The following is a 16,835-nucleotide window of genomic DNA, read 5'->3' on the forward strand; positions in this document are numbered from 1 at the left end:
CCGGCGAACGCGGTTCACCTTTGGTTTCGCTCGCGGCATCCGACAGGCGCCAGGGCGCCAGCCCATGGCCGCAGCCAAGCTGGGATATCACCATGTCTCGGGACTGTTTGGGGAATTATGCTGCCGGCAAGACACGCTGCGGTAGCCGCTGACCTAGATTCATAACCGGCTCAGCGCGACGACGAGCCGGTTGACCGGCCGATCATCGCGACCTCGACCGGCGAGATGGCGCGCGGCTTCACGCCACCACATCCGGCTCGGATGATGACGATTCGGGTTCCGGCGCCGGATCGCTCCAGCGCAGGCGGATCGGCGCTGCGCAGCCCGGGCAAGCGGGCAACCAGCGCAGCCTGTTTCCTATTCCTCGCGCTCACGCTGCTGCGGCGCGCCCTCCTCCGCCGCGTCGATGGGCTCGCCGGGAATCACATAGCTGCCCTTCAGCCAGCGGCCGAGGTCGATATCGGCACAGCGCGCTGAACAGAACGGCTTGAAGCGCGAGACCGCCGGTTTGCCGCAGATCGGACAGGGTTTTGCGGCCGGCGGAGCGTTGTCAGTTTCAGTCATATTTCAGCGTGATGCCTCCATCGACGACGAGTTCGATGCCGGTGACGTAGCGCGACTCGTCGCTGGCGAGGAAGAGCGCGGCATTGGCAACGTCCCAGGCCTCGCCCATATGCCCCATCGGGACCTGGGCCGCGCGGGCGGCCCACATCGCATCGACATCGCCCTTGCCGTAGACGGCGGCCAGGCCGGCGGAATGCTCGACCATCGGCGTCTTCATCAAACCGGGCAGGATCGCGTTCACGCGGACCCGCTGCGGCGCATACTGTACCGCCGTCGTGCGGGTAAGCTGGTTCAACGCCGCCTTGGTCGCGGAATAGCTGGCATAGGGGACGCCAGTGTGGCGGATCGAGGCGATCGACGAGATGTTGATAATCGATCCGCCCTCGCCTGTCTCCTCGAACTGGCGCTGCATCACCGGGATGACATGCTTCATCGCCAGAAAGGCTCCGGTGAGGTTGACCCTGAAGACGCGCTCCCAGACCTCCTCCGCGAGATCGACGACGCTGCCCACCTCGGCGATGCCGACATTGTTGTCGAGGATGTCGATGCGGCCGTAGCGGCCGAGCGCGTGAGCGACGAGCTCGGCAACCTGATCGGCCTTCGTGACATCCGCCTGCATCGCGAATGCCTCGCCGCCCTCGTTGCGGATGATGCCGGCGGTCTCCTCTGCGGCGTCACGATTGATATCGACGCAGACGACTTTCGCGCCCTCGCGAGCGAAGATCGTCGCCGTCGCCTTGCCGTTGCCCCAGCCAGGGCCGATCGATCCCGCGCCTGCCACGATCGCGACCTTGCCGCTCAGACGTCCCGTCATATCCGCTTCCCCCTTTGTCGGCGCGTTCCCGGCGGGAGGATCAGCCGAGGATCACGATCAGGCAACCCGCATGGACGCCGGGTCAGGCTGCGTTCATCCAGCCGAAGCGGATGGGAAAGCCCTCGCCGCCGAGAAGATTGACCGTCTCGTAGAGCGGCAGGCCGACGACGCCGGTATAGGAGCCGACGAGCTTGATGACGAAGGAGCCGGCGATGCCCTGCACGGCGTAGCCGCCAGCCTTGCCGCGCCATTCTCCGGAAGCGAGATAGGTTTCGATATCCTCGGTGGAGAGGCGCTTGAAGCGCAGGCGGGTCTCGACGATGCGGTCGCGGATCGCACCCGACGGCGTCACCAGCGCGACGCCGGTATAGACGCGATGCGCCCGGCCCGAGAGCAGACGCAGGCAGGCCGCGGCTTCATCGACGATCTCCGCCTTGGGCAGGATGCGCCGGCCGACGGCGACGACCGTGTCGGCGGCGAGGATATAGCAGCCTTGGAGATCGGCACGCGCCTTCGCACCCTCGCGCGCAGCCTGCGCCTTTTCTCGGGCCAGACGGCGGGCAAGGTCGCGCGGGCGCTCGCCCTTCAGCGGTGTCTCGTCGAGATCGGCCGGCAGCAATGCGTCCGGCTTCAGCCCGGCCTGCTCCAGCAGGGCGAGGCGGCGCGGCGAGGCCGATGCGAGGACGAGCATCGGCCGCCAGCCGGGATGTTTGGGAGAGGAGAAAAGGCTCAACAGGCTGCTCGACAGGATTGAGGCGCAGGGATCGACACCGGATCAGCCTTTAGAGCATTTCCTCAGAACGATAAATCCATGCCTGAAGGCAGAACTTCCGGGATGCCGCGCATTTGGGCACTCCGCCGAGCTGCCTCAAATCCGTGCGGAGCACTGGTATACCAGGCATTGCCAAGCCGGGCTGTTGACGGCAGACTTGCCTCCCCCTCGGCGCTCCGCTCTTTGGCGCCGCCGATCTATTGGAGTTCTCCCATGGCCCGAGCGCGCAAATCGACGGGCTCCGCCCTTGCGACCGGGGCGGAGGCGCAGGTTCTCGCGGCCCGCCTGATGTCCATGCATGCGGAAGCCGGCCTGACCATCGCCATGCGGATGCCGCTCCTGATGAAGGGCGCCTTCGGCGACAGCCGCGGCCAGCGCGAGGCGACCAAGGCCGTCACGGAAAAGGTATCCGCCGTGCTCGAGAGCAGCTATGCGGCAACGCTGGCGACGACGACCTTCTGGTGGGGCCTCGCCCTCAACCCGTTTGGCCAACTCGACCTCGCCAAGGCGGCGGTCAAGGCCGCCGACAGCACGCTGGAGCCCTTCGCCCGGCGCACTCGCGCCAATGCGGCGCGCCTCAGCGGCTCTCGCCGCTAAACGCCACCTCCAATAATCAGACCTGATCGCCGGAGGCAGGCTCCGCCGCGGGAGCCGGCGCCTGGAGCGCGTGCGCGCGTTCCAGCTTGCGGTAGCGCGCGACGCTGACTGGGATCAGCGCGAGATAGGCGATGACGACGACCGTCAGCACCTCGAACGTGTAGGCGAAGAGCAGGCCGGCGACGATCACCACCGCGACGAAGATCGGCAGCACCTGGGTGCGCGGAATGCGGGTGCCGAGCGTCTTGCCGGCATAGCAGGGGATGCGCGAGATCGTCAGAAAGGCGATGAACAGGATGTAGATGCCGACGGGGAGCGCGCCGTATTCCTGCACGGGCACGCCGACGATGTGGAGATAGACCGGCAGCATGGCGGTGATCGCACCGGCGGGGGCAGGCATGCCGACGAAGAAATTCTTCTGCCATTCCGGACGATCGGGATCGTCGATCATCACGTTGAAGCGCGCGAGCCGGAGCGCCATGGCGCAGGCCAGCGTCAGCACGATGATCCAGCCGAAGGATTTCAGGTCGTGCAGGACGAAAATCCAGAGCACGTAGCCGGTGGCGACGCCGAAATTGACGAAATCGGAGAGCGAATCGAGTTCCGCACCGAAGCGCGAGGTGCCCTTGAGCAGGCGGGCCAGACGGCCGTCGACACCATCCAGCGCAGCCGCGATTAGGATGCAGATCGTTGCCGTCTCGAGCTTGCCCTCGACGATCAGGCGCATGGCAGTCAGGCCAAGGCAGAGCGCCAGCAGCGTAATGACGTTGGGCGCCAGCAATCGAAAGGGAATCGGCTTGAAGCGGGCGCGCTTGGACTCGACGCGCTCGGGCTCGAAGGGAGGAAACAGGTCGCTCATGTCAGCCGGAATACGCGGTTTTGGGGGCGCAGGCTAGGCTCAGGCAGCCGTCATCCCGCACGCGCTGCGGCGCGAAGTGCCGCTGCGCAGATGCGGGACCGTTGGCCGGAGAGGCGTGCTTTCCAACAGCGACGAGGACGGGCGCCTCTTTCGGCGAGCGGCCCCGTGCCTGCGCAGCAGCACCCACTTGCCGCAACGCGCACGGGAAGACACGCCCTCTTCAGACGCCGTCCTTGAGCGCTGCCGCTCAGATGTCGCGGAAGCTGCGCGCGACCGGCTCGTTGCCGGTCAGGTCTGCGAGCACGGTCTCGCCGGCGATCGCCGTCTGCCCTTCGCCGACCAGCGGCACGACATGGCTCGGCAGATAGACGTCGACGCGCGAGCCGAAGCGGATCAGGCCGAAACGCTCGCCGGTGCCCAGCACATCGCCTTCCTTGACGAAGGGCACGATGCGCCGCGCGATCAGGCCTGCGATCTGGACGACGCCGACGATGCCGGAAGCGGTCTCGATCGCCAGCGCGTTGCGCTCGTTGTCGTCGCTCGCCTTGTCCAGCTCGGCATTGAGGAAGAGGCCGGGCGTATAGGCGATCTTGGCGATGCGGCCGGGCACGGGCGCGCGGTTCACATGGCAGTCGAAGACGTTCATGAAGATCGAGATACGGGTCATCGGCTCGGCCGGCAGTTCCAGTTCCGGCGGCGGCAGCGACTGCGCGATCTGGCTGATGCGGCCATCGGCCGGCGAGATCACCAGCCCTTCCCGTTGCGGCGTGACGCGGACCGGATCGCGGAAGAAATAGCAGATCCAGATCGTGATGATCGCGCCGATCCAGCCGAAGGGCGACCAGAGATTGGCGAGGATGATCGTCGCCACCAGGCCGATCGCGATGAAGACGTAACCCTCCTTGTGGATGGGCACGATTACCTTGCGGACGGAATCGACGAGGGACATGGGGTGGGTTCCGTTTGGCTGCCGGCGCCGGGCGCACGGGGAATGGCATGGTCGCAGCCGGATGCCGACCGCGAGCGTTGCGCTGATTTAGGAGGTTCCGGCGCGGAGGGAAAGCCCCGCCGCGCGCCGTTGCACGGCGCGCGATGTCGCGGCCGCCCCGGTCAGGCTGCCCGGTGCGGAAACTGGACGAAACGGACGGCTGCCTTCCAAGTCAGCAGGGCGAAGACGACGAGGACAATTCCCTGAACGATGGCGAAGGGCGGCTCGGACTGGGTCGGTGCCAGGGCACGCAGGGCGGGGACCTTTCCGAACAGCTGCGCGACGAGCACGAAGATCAGTAGGTAGAAGGAGAGCACCGCCATGATCGCGTAGATGCGGCGCCAGCCGTCCGCCAACCTGCGTCCATAGAGCGCGTAAGCCGCGATCACGACCAACACGATATGGATCGCGCCGACGATATGGGACGGCAGCACCTCGCTGAACGGGAAGCCGAAGCCTGTCGCGCTCGTGGCGAAGGCCGTAGAGAGGAACACGCCGGTCCAGCCTGGGCGCGTATGTCCGTGGAGCAGCCTCATCGTCACGGGAAACCCAGCGACGATGGCCACGAGGCTCAGCCAGGTGTGAAAACCTACGAATGTGGTTGGATCGAACATGGCAGCCCCCCAGCCTCACCCTGCCGGGGCAGCATGCAGGAAGCAGCATGCAGGAAACAGACCGCAGTTGCGAGGGATTTCAAACCGGCCACGCACGTCATTCTCGGGCGAAGCGCAGCGCAGACCCGAGAATTTCAGGCAGGACGAGGCGCCCTCTCGTCCTGAGATGCCCGGCTCAAGCCCGGGCATGACGGCCTTTGACCCGCCGGCTTACGTCAACGTCACCCGGACACTCTCGCCCTCGGCCTCGGTGGCGCGCTGGAGCGTGGCCTTGGCCTCGTCGACCTCGCGCTGACGGTTCCACATCGCAGCGTAGACGCCGTTCGCTGCCAGCAGATCACGATGATGGCCGCGCTCGACGATCTGGCCCTTGTCGAGCACGATGATCTCGTCTGCATTGACCACGGTCGAGAGCCGGTGCGCGATGACCAGCGTGGTGCGGCCTTCGCTGACCCGGTCGAGCGCGTCCTGGATCTCCTTCTCGGTGAAGGAATCGAGCGCCGAGGTCGCCTCGTCGAGTACGAGCACCGGCGGCCCCTTCAGAATGGTACGGGCGATGGCGACGCGCTGCTTCTCGCCGCCGGAGAGCTTCAGGCCGCGTTCGCCGACGGAGGTCGCGTAGCCCTCCGGCAGCAGGCGGATGAAGCGGTCGATCTGGGCAAGGCGCGCGGCCTCCTCGACCTCGGCCATCGTCGCCTCAGGGCGGCCGTAGAGGATGTTGTATTCGATCGTGTCGTTGAACAGCACCGTATCCTGCGGGACCATGCCGATGGCGGCGCGCAGGGAGACCTGCTGGACATCGGCGATCGGCTGGCCGTCGATGAGGATACGCCCCGCCTGCGGCTCGTAGAAGCGGAAGAGAAGGCGCGAGATCGTCGACTTGCCGGCGCCGGACGGGCCGACGATGGCGACGGTCTGGCCCGGCAGGACCTTGAACGAGACGCCGCGCAGAATCGGCCGCTCCGGCACATAGGCGAAATGCACATCCTCGAATGCGACCTCGCCGGCCGGGACTGCGAGCAGCGGGGCACCCGGCTTGTCCTGGATTTCGGGATCGCGACCGATCAGCGAGAACATCTGGGCGATATCGAGCGTCGCCTGCTTGATCTCGCGATAGACCGTGCCCATGAAATTCAGCGGCAGGTAGAGCTGGATCAGCATCGCGTTGATCAGGACGAGATCGCCGACCGTGTTCGTGCCGGCCTGGAAGCCGCGCACCGCCATCACCATCGAGAGCGTCAGCCCCACCGCGAAGATCGCGGCCTGGCCGAAATTGAGCCAGGCGAGCGAGGTGTAGGACTTGATCGAGTTGCGCTCGTAGCGCGCCATCGACTGATCGTAGCGCGCGGTCTCGCGGGCCTCGGCACCGAAATACTTCACCGTCTCGTAGTTGAGCAGCGAGTCGATCGCCTTGGCATTGGCGTCGGTATCCGACTCGTTCATCGCCGAGCGGATGGCGATGCGCCACTCCGTCGCCTTGATGGTGTAGGTCATATAGGCCGTGACCATCGTGACGAGCACGACGACATAGCGCCAGTCGAACAGGTACAGCAGCACCGCAATGATCAGCGTGACCTCGATGATCACCGGCACGAGCTGGTTGAGGCCGAGGCGGACCATCTCCTCGATGCCGTTGCGGCCGCGTTCCAGCACGCGGGTAAGACCGCCGGTCTTGCGCTCCAGATGGAAGCGCAGCGAGAGGTGATGGAGATGGCCGAAGGTCTGCAAAGCAAGCGTGCGCACCGCATGCATGAAGACCGGCGCGAAGATGGCATCGCGCATCTGGACGAAAGCCGCGGCACCGACGCGGGCGAGGCCATAGAGCACCGTCAGCGCCAGCGGCGCGCCGACGAGCCAGGGCAACCATTTTTCGAGGTTCGAATAGGTGCCCGCGAGCGCATCCGTCACCCATTTGAAGGTGAAGGGCACGCCCATCAATACCAGCCGCCCGCAAACCATCAGAGCGAAAGCCGCGACGACGCGCGTGCGCAGATCCGCACGCTCCGTCGGCCAGAGATAGGGCCAGAGCGCGCGGAAGGTGGCGAAGAAGCCGGACCCGGGCTGGATGACGGCAGAGCGTTGGAAACTCGACGCCGGGGACGGCGCTGACGGCACGGGCATTTTCAAACGATTCCAGTTGGCGCGTTCATATAGACCCAATCGCGCGCCGTTGCATGGGGATGTCGTTGCGCGGGGAACATGGCTCGGGCTGCCCGAAAGCTGCCTTGCCAACGCCCCATCCCCGGTATCTGATCCCCATCAGAGCGCGCGACGCTCATGATCGGGGAAGGAAACATCATGAAGGCTCAACAGCTTGTCGCCTCCGGGGTCGGCATTGCCGCTGCCATTCTTCTTGCTCTACCCGCCGCGGCCCAAGGCTCCCGGCCGCATCCGCAGATCACGATCACCAACCAGCGCACCGTACCCCTGAGCAATTTCGCGATCGCGACGCCGGGCGACCAGCCGCGCCTTGTCGCCAAGCTCGCCAAGCCGCTGGCGCCGGGCAAAAGCGTCGCGCTCAAGCTCAACAAGCCGCAGGGCTGCGCCTATACGGTGCAGGCGCGGTTCGACGACGAAGCCGAGAGCGACGCCGATATGGACCTGTGCAAGGACCGGGTTATCCGTCTGACGGAGTGAGCGTTTAACCACCTCCCACGCCGTCCCCGGACAAGCCGCGATAGCGGCGCCGATCCGGGATCCATGCCGGAGCCCTCCCGGCAAAGGTTCAGGCATAGATCCCGGGTCTGCGCTTCGCTTCGCCCGGGATAACCAACGTTCTTGGCGAGGCGCGCTTCAAGCCGTCGCGCCGGCCTTGACCAGCTTGTAGGTGATAGAGTCGACCAACGCCTGGAAAGACGCGTCGATGATGTTGGCGCTGACACCGACCGTGGTCCAGCGCTCGCCGGTCTCGTCGCCGGACTCGATCAGCACGCGTGTCACGGCATCGGTGCCGCCCTGGAAGATGCGGACCTTGTAGTCCACCAGTCGCAAGCCGCCGATCAGCGATTGGTAGCGGCCGAGATCCTTGCGGAGCGCGATGTCGAGCGCGTTGACCGGGCCGGCGTCGCCTTCAGCAGCGGAGATCAGCAGGTCGTCGCCGATCTTCAGCTTCACAATCGCCTCGGAGAAGGTGACGAGTTCGCCGAGCGCATTGTAGCGGCGCTCGACATTCACGGCGAAGCGCTCGACCGCGAAATACTCCGGCACCTCCCCGAGGATGCGCTTCACCAGCAGGAAGAACGAGGCGTCGGCGCCCTCAAAGGCATAGCCCTGCGCTTCCTTGTCCTTGACCTCCTGCAGCACGCGATTGAGACGCGGGTCGTCGCGGCCGAGCGTGACGCCGATGCGCTCCAGCTCGGCGACGAGGTTCGACTTGCCGCCCTGGTCCGAGATCAGGACCTTGCGGGTATTGCCGGTCGCTTCCGGTGCGACATGCTCGTAGGTGCGTGGGTCCTTCAGCACGGCCGAAGCATGGATGCCGGCCTTGGTGGCAAAGGCCGAGGCGCCGACGAAGGGCGCGTGGCGGTTCGGCGCGCGGTTCAGCATCTCGTCGAGCGCACGGGAAACATGGGTCAATTCGCCGAGCTGGTCATCGCTGACACCAAGCTCGAAGCGGCCGCGATAGCGCTCCTTGAGCTTGAGCGCGCCGATGAGCGTGACGAGGTTGGCATTACCGCAGCGCTCGCCGAGGCCGTTGAGCGTGCCCTGTATCTGACGCGCTCCGGCCTCGACGGCGGCCAGCGAATTGGCGACCGCACAGCCGCAATCGTCATGGGCGTGGATGCCGAGATTATCGCCCGGGACGGTCTTGGCGACCTCGCGCACGATCGCGCCGACCTCGTCCGGCAGCGTGCCGCCGTTGGTGTCGCAGAGCACGACCCAGCGGGCACCGGCCTCATAGGCCGTGCGTGCGCAGGCGAGCGCGTAATCGGGATTGGCCTTGTAACCATCGAAGAAATGCTCGCAGTCGAGCATCACCTCGCGGCCGGCGGCCTTGGCTGCCTCGACGCTTTCGCGGATGCCCGCGAGGTTCTCCTCCAGCGAGATCTCGAGCGCGACATGGACATGGTAGTCCCAGGCCTTGGCGACGAAGACGATGGCGTCGGCCTTCGCCCCCAGGAGCGCGGCGATGCCGGGGTCGTTGGCGGCCGAGCGCCCTGCCCGCTTGGTCATGCCGAAGGCGGCGAATTTCGCCTGCTTCGTCGCCTTCTGCTCGAAGAAGGCGGTGTCGAGCGGGTTGGCGCCGGGGTAGCCGCCTTCGACATAGTCGACACCGAGCCGGTCGAGCAGCGCCGCGACGGCGCGCTTGTCGTCGAGCGAGAAGTCGACGCCCGTGGTCTGGGCGCCGTCGCGCAATGTCGTGTCGAAGAGATGGACGCGTGCGGCGCTCATCGCCCCCGCCTCAATTTGAAGCGGACGACGCGCGGCACGACCATCGCCAGCATGACCAGCTTGATGGCGAAGGAGAGCGAGCCCGCCGGGCGGATCTTCGGGCTCATCGCTTCACCTCCCAGCTGGTCGTCGGCTCGCCGGTAGCGGGATCCTTGCCGTCCTTGAGCGCGATACCCATCGCCGCGAGCTCGTCGCGGAGGCGATCGGACTCTGCGAAGTTCTTCGCGCGGCGGGCGTCGAGGCGCGCGGCGATCAGGCGTTCCACCTCGGGCGCGACGACGGCAGGCGCTGCCACCTCCGGCAGACCTATGCCGAGCAGATCGAGGCCGGCCAGCAGCGCCGGCAGGTCGCCCGTCTTACGAAGGGCATGCAGTTCGGCGAGCACGCGTGCAGTGTTGAGATCGTCCGCGAGCGCGTCGAGCAGTTCGGCCGAGGGCTTGGACGCCACCGCGCCCTGTGCGGTTTCCGCCCAGTCCTGCAATGTCTTCTCCGCCTCCTCCAGCGCCTTCACCGTCCAGTCGATCGGCTGGCGGTAATGCGTCTTGAGCATCGCGAGGCGCAGCACTTCGCCCGGCCATTTGCGGCCGCCGAACGCTTCCGTTTCCAGCAGTTCGTTGATGGTGACGAAGTTGCCGAGCGATTTCGACATCTTCTCGCCTTCGACCTGCAGGAAGCCGTTATGCATCCAGATATTGGCCATGAGGGGCTGCCCTTCCGCCGCGCCAAAGGCGCAGCAGGACTGGGCGATCTCGTTCTCGTGGTGCGGGAAGACGAGATCGATGCCACCGCCATGGATGTCGAACACGTTCTTCATGGGATCGTCGCAGGTGAGTCCACCGCCGAAGGGGGTCAGCAGCTTTGCCATCGACATGGCCGAGCACTCGATATGCCAGCCGGGGCGGCCGGGCGTGGCGATGCCCGCCGGCGACGGCCAGCCGGGATCGATGCCGTCACGACTCGGCTTCCACAGCACGAAATCCATCGCGTCGCGCTTATAGGGCGCGACATCGACGCGGGCGCCGGCCAGCATCTCGTCGAGCGAGCGGCGGGCGAGCGTGCCGTATTTCGGCGCCTTCACGAGATGGGCGACGGCCGGGACATGGAAGAGCACATGCTCCTCGGCGACATAGGCGACGCCGCGGGCGATCAGGCGCTCGATGATCGCCTTCATCTCCTCGATATGCTCGGTGGCGCGCGGCTCCGTCGTCGGCCTGAGTGTGCCGAGTGCGTCGATATCGGCATGGAACTGCGCAGTCGTCGTCTCGGTGACCTTGGCGATCGCCTCGTTCAGCGGCAGGCCGGGATAGTCGCGCGCCGCGCGGGCATTGATCTTGTCGTCGACGTCCGTGAGGTTGCGGGCATAGGTGACGTGATCCGCGCCGTAGATATGGCGCAGCAGCCGGTAGAGCACGTCGAAGACGATGACCGGGCGGGCATTGCCGATATGGGCGTAGTCGTAGACCGTCGGGCCACAGACATACATGCGGACATTCGACGGATCGATCGGCGCGAAGTCCTGCTTCGTCCGCGTCAGCGTGTTGTAGAGCCTCAGGGTCGGCGACATCGGGGCTAAATCCTGGAACGAAACGGTCGACGAAATACGAAAGGGCGAACCTGGCCGCTGGCCGGGGGCGCTTTTGTCGGTTCGTTTTTCAGGACGAGGACGTGAGCAGCCGGCCAGCGAAAGCTAGCGGCAAATAATGCAAGTGCTGTTGATGGCGGCTCGCGTCATGGGAGGACCTGATTGCCTTTCTGCGGGCTTTCCGTCAAGAGGGCGCCCGAATGCTGCATTGCAGCATTGCTCGAAGGTTGCTGCGGTTCATTCAAATTTAACCGACCGGAACCATCCTCCCGATTCGCGGGTTCAGCGCCCGCAACCCATCAGGAACCCAAATTCATGCGCCGCGCCGTGGCCTTCGTCGGATTGCTCGGGATCGTTGCCGGCGGCATCTCGCTGTCGATCATGCCGACCAGCCAGACCGTCGCCGCCGCGAACGAACCGCGCACCTTCCTGATCCCGGCCAGCGACGGCTACGGCGTCGCCGACTGCATCTCGTCCAAGGCCGAATGCGGCCAGATCGTCGCCAATGCCTGGTGCGAATCGCAGGGCTTCGGCAAGGCCGTCGCCTTCGGCGTCGCCACCCGCGAGGACTTCACCGGCTCGATCACCAGGCAGAGCCCGCCGCAAGCGACAGAGCAGCCGCTCAGCATCACCTGCGGCGAGTGACCGTCTTCAGCCTCACCGAATCCATTCCGAGCATTTCGGCGGCTCGCCCGAATTGCCCCAGGGCATGACCGGCACGGTCGAGGTCGAGTTCTGCGGCGAGCCATCGATCAGCTTGTCGGTATAGACGAGATAGACCAGCACGTTGCGCTTGGCGTCGCAGCCGCGGACGATCTGCATCTTCTTCCAGATCAACGAGCGGCGCTCCCGGAAGACCACGTCGCCCTGTCCAGCCTTCTCCTTGAACTTGATCGGGCCGATCTGGCGGCAGGCCAGCGAGACCTCCGAAACCTCCTCGGCAACGCCGAACATGCCGGATACGCCGCCCTTCTCGGGCACGGTGTAATGGCAGGCGACGCCCTCGACGATGGGATCGTCGACGCCGTAGACGGCGAGCTTGTCGTTCGGCGTCAGCATCTTCCAGACGGTCGATTTCCTGAAGATCAGGTCTTCCTGCGCCGAGGCCGGCGACAGCATCATTCCCGACAGGGCGAGGGCCAGAGCGGCCAGAACCCAACGACGAAGCAGCATTCCAATTCTCCCGGCGCGTTTCAGCTCGGCACCCGGCAGGATATGGGAAGCCGGATGGCGGCGCACCAGAGTTCTGCACCGCACAATGTCGATCGACACAGAAACATCGGAGCAACGTGGCCATGCTGCCGGAACTGCAAAGCGAAAGGCTGCTGCTGCGTCCGCGGTCGCTCGAGGATATCGACGCCGTCGCGGCGATGAACGCCGATCCGCTCGTGATGAAACATATCGCCGCCGTCGACGATCCCGCGATGAGCCGCGACGCCGTTGCGGCACGCAGCTTCAGCCATGTCGACCGGGGGCTGGGCTACTGGTCGGTATTTGCGAAAGCGGAGCCCAAAGCGTGCCTTGGCTATGTCGGGCTTATTCCGGACGGCGCCGCGACCGAGGATGTCCAGCTGAGCTATCGCTTCATCGTTGCGAGTTGGGGCCGGGGCTATGCGCGTGAAGCCGGAGCGAGCCTGTTGCGGCATGGTTTCGATACGCTCGCGCTGGCGAGCATTGCCGTCACCACGCATCCGCTCAATCTGGCCTCCCTGCGACTGGCGGAGCGGCTCGGCTTCACGCCCGGGCCGATCGACCCGACGATCCTGATCGGCCATCCCGTCGTGGTCGCCACGCGTTTCCGGCTCACGGGCGCGGCTTGGCGCCGCCTCAACCCGCCAGCGGCTTGAAGACGATATAGGCAGCGGCGAGCGCGCCAATGACGCCGAGGGCGAAGAGGACCAGTTTCACGCGCGTCATGGCGCTGGCGAAGGCGACATTGCCACCATCGACCTGCGGATAGCGATCGAGCAACCGCGCCACAGCGAAGTTCTCGGCCACATCGCAGAGCCCGCCGAGCAGCCAGCCGCCTCCGCAGAGCGCAGCCACCCACCAGGGCTGCCCCCGCATCGCGAGGCCAGCGACGATCAGGGCGCCGACGATGGCATAGGTGAAGGCGCAGGCGACATCGGCCGGCAGCACGCGGTTGCGATAGCGGGCGCGCTTGTCCTCGCCATAGAGCGTGAACAGCTTCTCGACATCCGCGACGCTGTAACCGTCCCAGTCGCTCTCCAGCATGCGCGGCACGCCCTGCCGGTTCGACCAGACACCGACCGCCCAGAACAGCAGCACCACCAGGACCGGCCCCCATATGAAGAAGGCCAGCGGGATGGCGGTCGAATAGAACGGCACGGTCTCGGTCATGGCGTCTCGGCTCTCGCGTCTGGCATCGGCGCTTCAGGGCATGAGGTTACCCGGCCCACCGGCTGCCGCCAAGCCGCGACCGCCGGAGAACGATCAGCCGTGGGGCAGTATTTCCTGCTCGATCGCGCCGAAGATCGAATGCCCGGAGGCATCCTTCATCTCGATGCGGACGGTATCACCAAAGCGCAGGAAAGGCGTCCTGGGCTCACCGCCCCGGATCGTCTCGACCATGCGCTGCTCGGCGATGCAGGCATAGCCGAGGCCACCTTCCGCCACCGGCCGCCCGGGGCCGCCATCGGCATCGCGGTTCGAGACCGTGCCGGCGCCGACGATCGTTCCGGCCGAGAGGCGGCGCGTCGCGGCGGCATGAGCGATCAGCGCGCCGAAATCGAAGGTCATGTTGGTGCCGGCATCCGGCTTGCCGAACAAAGTTCCGTTGACCAGCGCCAGCAGCGGCAAATGCAGACGCCCGTCGCGCCAGGCATCGCCCAGTTCATCCGGAGTGACCGCGACCGGCGAATAGGCAGAGGACGGTTTCGACTGAACGAATCCAAAGCCTTTCGCCAATTCGCCGGGAATCCGATTGCGCAGGCTCACGTCGTTGACGAGCATGACCAGACGGATCGCCCCGAGTGCCTCCTCGCGGGTCACGCCCATCGGCACATCGCCGGTGACGACCGCGATCTCGGCCTCGAAATCGATGCCGTCCTCCTCGCTGCGGGCCTGCACGGCCTGGCGCGGGCCGAGCGAGGCGTCGCTGCCGCCCTGGTACATCAGCGGATCGGTCCAGAAGCTGTCCGGCATGGTCGCCCCCCGCGCCTTCCGGACGAGGTCGACGTGGTTCACATAGGCCGAACCGTCGAGCCACTGATAGGCGCGCGGCATCGGCGCGGCGCAGTCATGCTCGTGGAAGCGGAAGGACGGGACCGAGCCGTGCTCCAGCCCCTCGGCGAGATCGGCCAGGCGTGGCGCGTTCCGCTCCCAGTCGTCGAGAGCGGCTTGCAGCGTCGGAACGACCGGAAAGGCGTCGGTAGCGCGGGTCAGGTCCCGCGAGACGACGACGAGGCGGCCGTCACGGCCATGCGCGAGCGAGGCGAGCTTCATGTCTTTTCATTCCTTCCCGGACGCGCCAATAAGGGCATAACAAGCCCTCGGGAGGAAACCATATGGAACGTCGCAGCTTTTTGAAATCGGGGGCACTGGCCGCCGCCGCGACGACGGTCGCGATGCCGGCGGTCGCGCAGTCGCAACCCGAGGTGAAATGGCGGCTGACCTCGAGCTTCCCGAAGTCGCTCGACACCATCTTCGGCACGGCCCAGCAGTTCTCGAAGCTCGTCTCCGAGGCGACCGACGGCAAGTTCGAAATCCAGGTCTTCGCCCCCGGCGAGATCGTGCCCGGCCTGCAGGCGCTCGACGCCGTCTCGTCCGGCACGGTCGAATGCGCGCATTCGCCGACCTATTTCTACATCGGCAAGGACCCGACGCTGGGTCTGGGCACCGGCATCCCGTTCGGGCTCAACGCCCGCCAGCAGCATAGCTGGTGGTATTTCGGCGGCGGCGAGCAGATCGTGAACGGCGTGCTCGACCGGTTCAACGCCTACTCCATCCCCTGCGGCAATTCCGGCTGCCAGATGGGCGGCTTCTTCCGCAACGAATTGAAGAGCATCGACGACCTCAAGGGCCTGAAGTTCCGTATCGGCGGCATGGGTGGGGCGGTGCTTGCCAAGCTCGGCGTGGTGCCGACGCAGATCGCGCCCGGCGACGTCTATCCGGCGCTGGAGCGCGGCGCGATCGACGCGGCCGAGTTCGTCGGCCCCTATGACGACGAGAAGCTCGGCTTCATCCGCGTCGCCAAGTACTACTACTATCCCGGCTGGTGGGAGGGCGGCGCGATGCTGCACCTGATCATCGGCAAGGAAGCGTGGGCCAAGCTGCCGAAGCACTATCAGGCGATCGTGCAGAATGCCTGCGAGGCGGCCAATAACTGGATGCTGGCGAAGTACGACTTCGTGAACCCCGGCGGCCTGCGCCGGCTGGTGGCGCAGGGCGCGCAATTGCGTGGCTTCCCGCTGCCGGTGATGGAAGCCGCGCTGAAGGCGGCCGAGGAATACTATGCCGAGACCAGCGCCAAGAGTCCGGATTTCAAGAAGGGCTACGATTCGATGGTCGCGTTCCGCGGCGAGAACCTGCTCTGGTGGCAGATCGCGGAACTCTCCTACGATACGTTCATGAACCGGCTGAAGGCGCGCTGAAACCCATGACCGCTCCCCTCGCCGACTGCGGGGAGCGGATCACGCAAAGCTGACCCGCCGCGGCGGATGGCGCGCCAGCGCCATGGCGAGGTCGGCGTGCTCGCGCCTGGGACGGCGAGCCAGAAGGCGGTCGGCCAGCTTCGCCGCCCTGCGGCGCTTTCTGGCCTCCTTGCGCTCGATCTCATGCGCGAGCCGCTTGCCACCGCTCGTCAACGCCTCCTCGGCGAGATGGGTCCGGACCATGTCCAGGTCGATCACTTTACCAACCCCGGAGCGCAGGCGCTCCGCCATACCGGCCTGCCGTCGAAGCCGCGCAGGACAAGCCCAGGCAAAGAAGCTGAGTTGATAGCTCAGATCGACGACCGTGGTTCTCCAGTCATGCAGATGCTCGACGCTCATACACCGCGGATTCTCGCGCGCCTGACGGCGAGCCCGCCGATAGCTTCGCCTGAAAGCCTGCGCCAGAAACTCGCCCGTCTCATCCGCCAAGGACCAGCCCGCCATCGCGGCTGACGATCTCTGGAGCTCGGTCCGGACCGCATCGCCTTGATCGCGCATCAGCACTGCCGCGGCCGCCATTGCGGCCTCCGCGTCGCCCTTCGGAGCCCGATCCGGGCATAGCTTGCCCAGAACCTTGGCGATGACGGCCGAATCGCGCGCCCCGCCAAAACCGCGCCGCAAACGCCCGGCGCAGGCCCGGATCGCCTTCCCCTCCTCGGCCAATCCGATGGGCGCAAGTTTCAGCAGCGCCCGCCAAGCCTTCATCAGGCGGCGGAACTCGTGGATCTGCCGCCCCGGGTCGTCGTCATGGCGATCGAGCACGGCCAAAGCACGGCCCGGCATCTCGCGGCAGGAGCGCAGCCAGTGCCGCGACCATCGCCGCATCATCGCCGCCTTCGCCTCCGGACCGGAGCTCGACCTCGTCGCCATGTGGTATTCCACCCCGTTGCGCGCCAATCCGGACCGACAGTTTACCCCAACGGCCGATCAGGATTCCACTGTTCGTCCGAAGTAGCCCGAACGCGATGCGGGACGCGCGA

At 66.1% G+C, this 16,835-nt stretch carries 18 protein-coding genes; 5 read left to right on the forward strand and 13 right to left on the reverse strand.

Features of this window, described 5'->3' with window-relative positions; genetic code table 11:
- Nucleotides 1–357: 357 nt before the first annotated feature.
- From yacG to J0I42_RS01000, 3 genes are all read right to left on the reverse strand, one after another.
- Nucleotides 358–564: a DNA gyrase inhibitor YacG gene (gene yacG / locus J0I42_RS00990; RefSeq protein ID WP_291651913.1), complete on the reverse strand. Its 207-nt coding sequence runs from the start codon at nt 562–564 to the stop codon at nt 358–360.
- Nucleotides 557–1,378, reverse strand: a complete 822-nt coding sequence (locus tag J0I42_RS00995; RefSeq protein WP_291651915.1) for an SDR family NAD(P)-dependent oxidoreductase — start codon at nt 1,376–1,378, stop codon at nt 557–559. Before J0I42_RS00995 ends, yacG begins: the two co-directional genes overlap by 8 nt.
- Nucleotides 1,379–1,460: 82 nt before the next feature.
- Nucleotides 1,461–2,069: a Maf-like protein gene (locus tag J0I42_RS01000; protein WP_291651917.1), complete on the reverse strand. Its 609-nt coding sequence runs from the start codon at nt 2,067–2,069 to the stop codon at nt 1,461–1,463.
- A gap of 294 nt (nt 2,070–2,363) precedes the next feature.
- Here J0I42_RS01000 and J0I42_RS01005 point away from each other — a divergent pair, with 294 nt between their 5' ends.
- A complete protein-coding gene (locus J0I42_RS01005) occupies nt 2,364–2,747 on the forward strand; it encodes a hypothetical protein (RefSeq protein ID WP_291651919.1) in 384 nt (127 codons plus the stop codon).
- A 16-nt stretch (nt 2,748–2,763) separates the two neighbouring features.
- Here J0I42_RS01005 and J0I42_RS01010 read toward each other — a convergent pair whose 3' ends face one another.
- The 4 genes from J0I42_RS01010 to J0I42_RS01025 all read right to left on the reverse strand — a co-directional run bounded on the left by J0I42_RS01010 (nt 2,764) and on the right by J0I42_RS01025 (nt 7,329).
- Complete coding sequence (locus J0I42_RS01010) at nt 2,764–3,606, reverse strand: CDP-alcohol phosphatidyltransferase family protein (protein WP_291651920.1); 843 nt, start codon at nt 3,604–3,606, stop codon at nt 2,764–2,766.
- A 247-nt stretch (nt 3,607–3,853) separates the two neighbouring features.
- The gene (locus J0I42_RS01015) at nt 3,854–4,612 is read right to left on the reverse strand and encodes a phosphatidylserine decarboxylase (protein WP_291652645.1); all 759 of its coding nucleotides are present in this window, start codon (nt 4,610–4,612) and stop codon (nt 3,854–3,856) included.
- A 104-nt stretch (nt 4,613–4,716) separates the two neighbouring features.
- On the reverse strand, nt 4,717–5,208 hold the full coding sequence (locus J0I42_RS01020; RefSeq protein WP_291651922.1) for a hypothetical protein: 492 nt from the start codon (nt 5,206–5,208) through the stop codon (nt 4,717–4,719).
- 210 nt (nt 5,209–5,418) lie between these two features.
- Nucleotides 5,419–7,329: an ABCB family ABC transporter ATP-binding protein/permease gene (locus tag J0I42_RS01025; RefSeq protein ID WP_291651925.1), complete on the reverse strand. Its 1,911-nt coding sequence runs from the start codon at nt 7,327–7,329 to the stop codon at nt 5,419–5,421.
- A gap of 177 nt (nt 7,330–7,506) precedes the next feature.
- Here J0I42_RS01025 and J0I42_RS01030 point away from each other — a divergent pair, with 177 nt between their 5' ends.
- Nucleotides 7,507–7,845 (forward strand): hypothetical protein, encoded by a 339-nt coding sequence (locus J0I42_RS01030; protein ID WP_291651927.1) that lies wholly within the window; start codon nt 7,507–7,509, stop codon nt 7,843–7,845.
- Nucleotides 7,846–8,001: 156 nt separating this feature from the next.
- Here J0I42_RS01030 and cimA read toward each other — a convergent pair whose 3' ends face one another.
- Both cimA and cysS read right to left on the reverse strand, forming a co-directional pair.
- Nucleotides 8,002–9,600 (reverse strand): citramalate synthase, encoded by a 1,599-nt coding sequence (cimA, locus tag J0I42_RS01035; RefSeq protein ID WP_291651929.1) that lies wholly within the window; start codon nt 9,598–9,600, stop codon nt 8,002–8,004.
- Nucleotides 9,601–9,703: 103 nt separating this feature from the next.
- Entirely contained in the window at nt 9,704–11,164 is a 1,461-nt protein-coding gene (gene cysS, locus J0I42_RS01040) for a cysteine--tRNA ligase (protein WP_291651931.1), read from the reverse strand.
- Nucleotides 11,165–11,497: 333 nt separating this feature from the next.
- Between cysS and J0I42_RS01045 the strand changes: the two genes are divergently transcribed.
- Nucleotides 11,498–11,827 (forward strand): hypothetical protein, encoded by a 330-nt coding sequence (locus J0I42_RS01045; RefSeq protein ID WP_291651933.1) that lies wholly within the window; start codon nt 11,498–11,500, stop codon nt 11,825–11,827.
- Nucleotides 11,828–11,839: 12 nt separating this feature from the next.
- Here J0I42_RS01045 and J0I42_RS01050 read toward each other — a convergent pair whose 3' ends face one another.
- Nucleotides 11,840–12,355: a CreA family protein gene (locus J0I42_RS01050; RefSeq protein WP_291651935.1), complete on the reverse strand. Its 516-nt coding sequence runs from the start codon at nt 12,353–12,355 to the stop codon at nt 11,840–11,842.
- A 122-nt stretch (nt 12,356–12,477) separates the two neighbouring features.
- Between J0I42_RS01050 and J0I42_RS01055 the strand changes: the two genes are divergently transcribed.
- Nucleotides 12,478–13,029, forward strand: a complete 552-nt coding sequence (locus tag J0I42_RS01055) for a GNAT family N-acetyltransferase (RefSeq protein ID WP_291651937.1) — start codon at nt 12,478–12,480, stop codon at nt 13,027–13,029.
- On the opposite strand, the gene J0I42_RS01060 is transcribed toward J0I42_RS01055, so the two are convergent.
- Nucleotides 13,010–13,543 (reverse strand): hypothetical protein, encoded by a 534-nt coding sequence (locus tag J0I42_RS01060; protein ID WP_291651938.1) that lies wholly within the window; start codon nt 13,541–13,543, stop codon nt 13,010–13,012. The genes J0I42_RS01055 and J0I42_RS01060 overlap by 20 nt on opposite strands.
- 93 nt (nt 13,544–13,636) lie before the next feature.
- Nucleotides 13,637–14,647: a fumarylacetoacetate hydrolase family protein gene (locus J0I42_RS01065; RefSeq protein ID WP_291651939.1), complete on the reverse strand. Its 1,011-nt coding sequence runs from the start codon at nt 14,645–14,647 to the stop codon at nt 13,637–13,639.
- Between the two features lie 62 nt (nt 14,648–14,709).
- On the opposite strand from J0I42_RS01065, the gene J0I42_RS01070 reads away from it, so the two are divergent.
- Entirely contained in the window at nt 14,710–15,795 is a 1,086-nt protein-coding gene (locus J0I42_RS01070) for a TRAP transporter substrate-binding protein (RefSeq protein ID WP_291651940.1), read from the forward strand.
- A 39-nt stretch (nt 15,796–15,834) separates the two neighbouring features.
- On the opposite strand, the gene J0I42_RS01075 is transcribed toward J0I42_RS01070, so the two are convergent.
- Nucleotides 15,835–16,617: a CHAD domain-containing protein gene (locus J0I42_RS01075; RefSeq protein ID WP_291652647.1), complete on the reverse strand. Its 783-nt coding sequence runs from the start codon at nt 16,615–16,617 to the stop codon at nt 15,835–15,837.
- Nucleotides 16,618–16,835 lie beyond the last annotated feature (218 nt).

Origin of the sequence: Allobosea sp., from assembly GCF_017308015.1 — a bacterium.
Lineage (GTDB): Bacteria > Pseudomonadota > Alphaproteobacteria > Rhizobiales > Beijerinckiaceae > Allobosea.

Coding starts and splice junctions, on each gene's coding strand:
- yacG (WP_291651913.1), bottom strand. CDS start 564: ATGACTGAAACTGACAACGCTCCGCCGGCCGCAAAACCCTGTCCGATC.
- J0I42_RS00995 (WP_291651915.1), bottom strand. CDS start 1,378: ATGACGGGACGTCTGAGCGGCAAGGTCGCGATCGTGGCAGGCGCGGGA.
- J0I42_RS01000 (WP_291651917.1), bottom strand. CDS start 2,069: ATGCTCGTCCTCGCATCGGCCTCGCCGCGCCGCCTCGCCCTGCTGGAG.
- J0I42_RS01005 (WP_291651919.1), top strand. CDS start 2,364: ATGGCCCGAGCGCGCAAATCGACGGGCTCCGCCCTTGCGACCGGGGCG.
- J0I42_RS01010 (WP_291651920.1), bottom strand. CDS start 3,606: ATGAGCGACCTGTTTCCTCCCTTCGAGCCCGAGCGCGTCGAGTCCAAG.
- J0I42_RS01020 (WP_291651922.1), bottom strand. CDS start 5,208: ATGTTCGATCCAACCACATTCGTAGGTTTTCACACCTGGCTGAGCCTC.
- J0I42_RS01025 (WP_291651925.1), bottom strand. CDS start 7,329: ATGCCCGTGCCGTCAGCGCCGTCCCCGGCGTCGAGTTTCCAACGCTCT.
- J0I42_RS01030 (WP_291651927.1), top strand. CDS start 7,507: ATGAAGGCTCAACAGCTTGTCGCCTCCGGGGTCGGCATTGCCGCTGCC.
- cimA (WP_291651929.1), bottom strand. CDS start 9,600: ATGAGCGCCGCACGCGTCCATCTCTTCGACACGACATTGCGCGACGGC.
- cysS (WP_291651931.1), bottom strand. CDS start 11,164: ATGTCGCCGACCCTGAGGCTCTACAACACGCTGACGCGGACGAAGCAG.
- J0I42_RS01045 (WP_291651933.1), top strand. CDS start 11,498: ATGCGCCGCGCCGTGGCCTTCGTCGGATTGCTCGGGATCGTTGCCGGC.
- J0I42_RS01050 (WP_291651935.1), bottom strand. CDS start 12,355: ATGCTGCTTCGTCGTTGGGTTCTGGCCGCTCTGGCCCTCGCCCTGTCG.
- J0I42_RS01055 (WP_291651937.1), top strand. CDS start 12,478: ATGCTGCCGGAACTGCAAAGCGAAAGGCTGCTGCTGCGTCCGCGGTCG.
- J0I42_RS01060 (WP_291651938.1), bottom strand. CDS start 13,543: ATGACCGAGACCGTGCCGTTCTATTCGACCGCCATCCCGCTGGCCTTC.
- J0I42_RS01065 (WP_291651939.1), bottom strand. CDS start 14,647: ATGAAGCTCGCCTCGCTCGCGCATGGCCGTGACGGCCGCCTCGTCGTC.
- J0I42_RS01070 (WP_291651940.1), top strand. CDS start 14,710: ATGGAACGTCGCAGCTTTTTGAAATCGGGGGCACTGGCCGCCGCCGCG.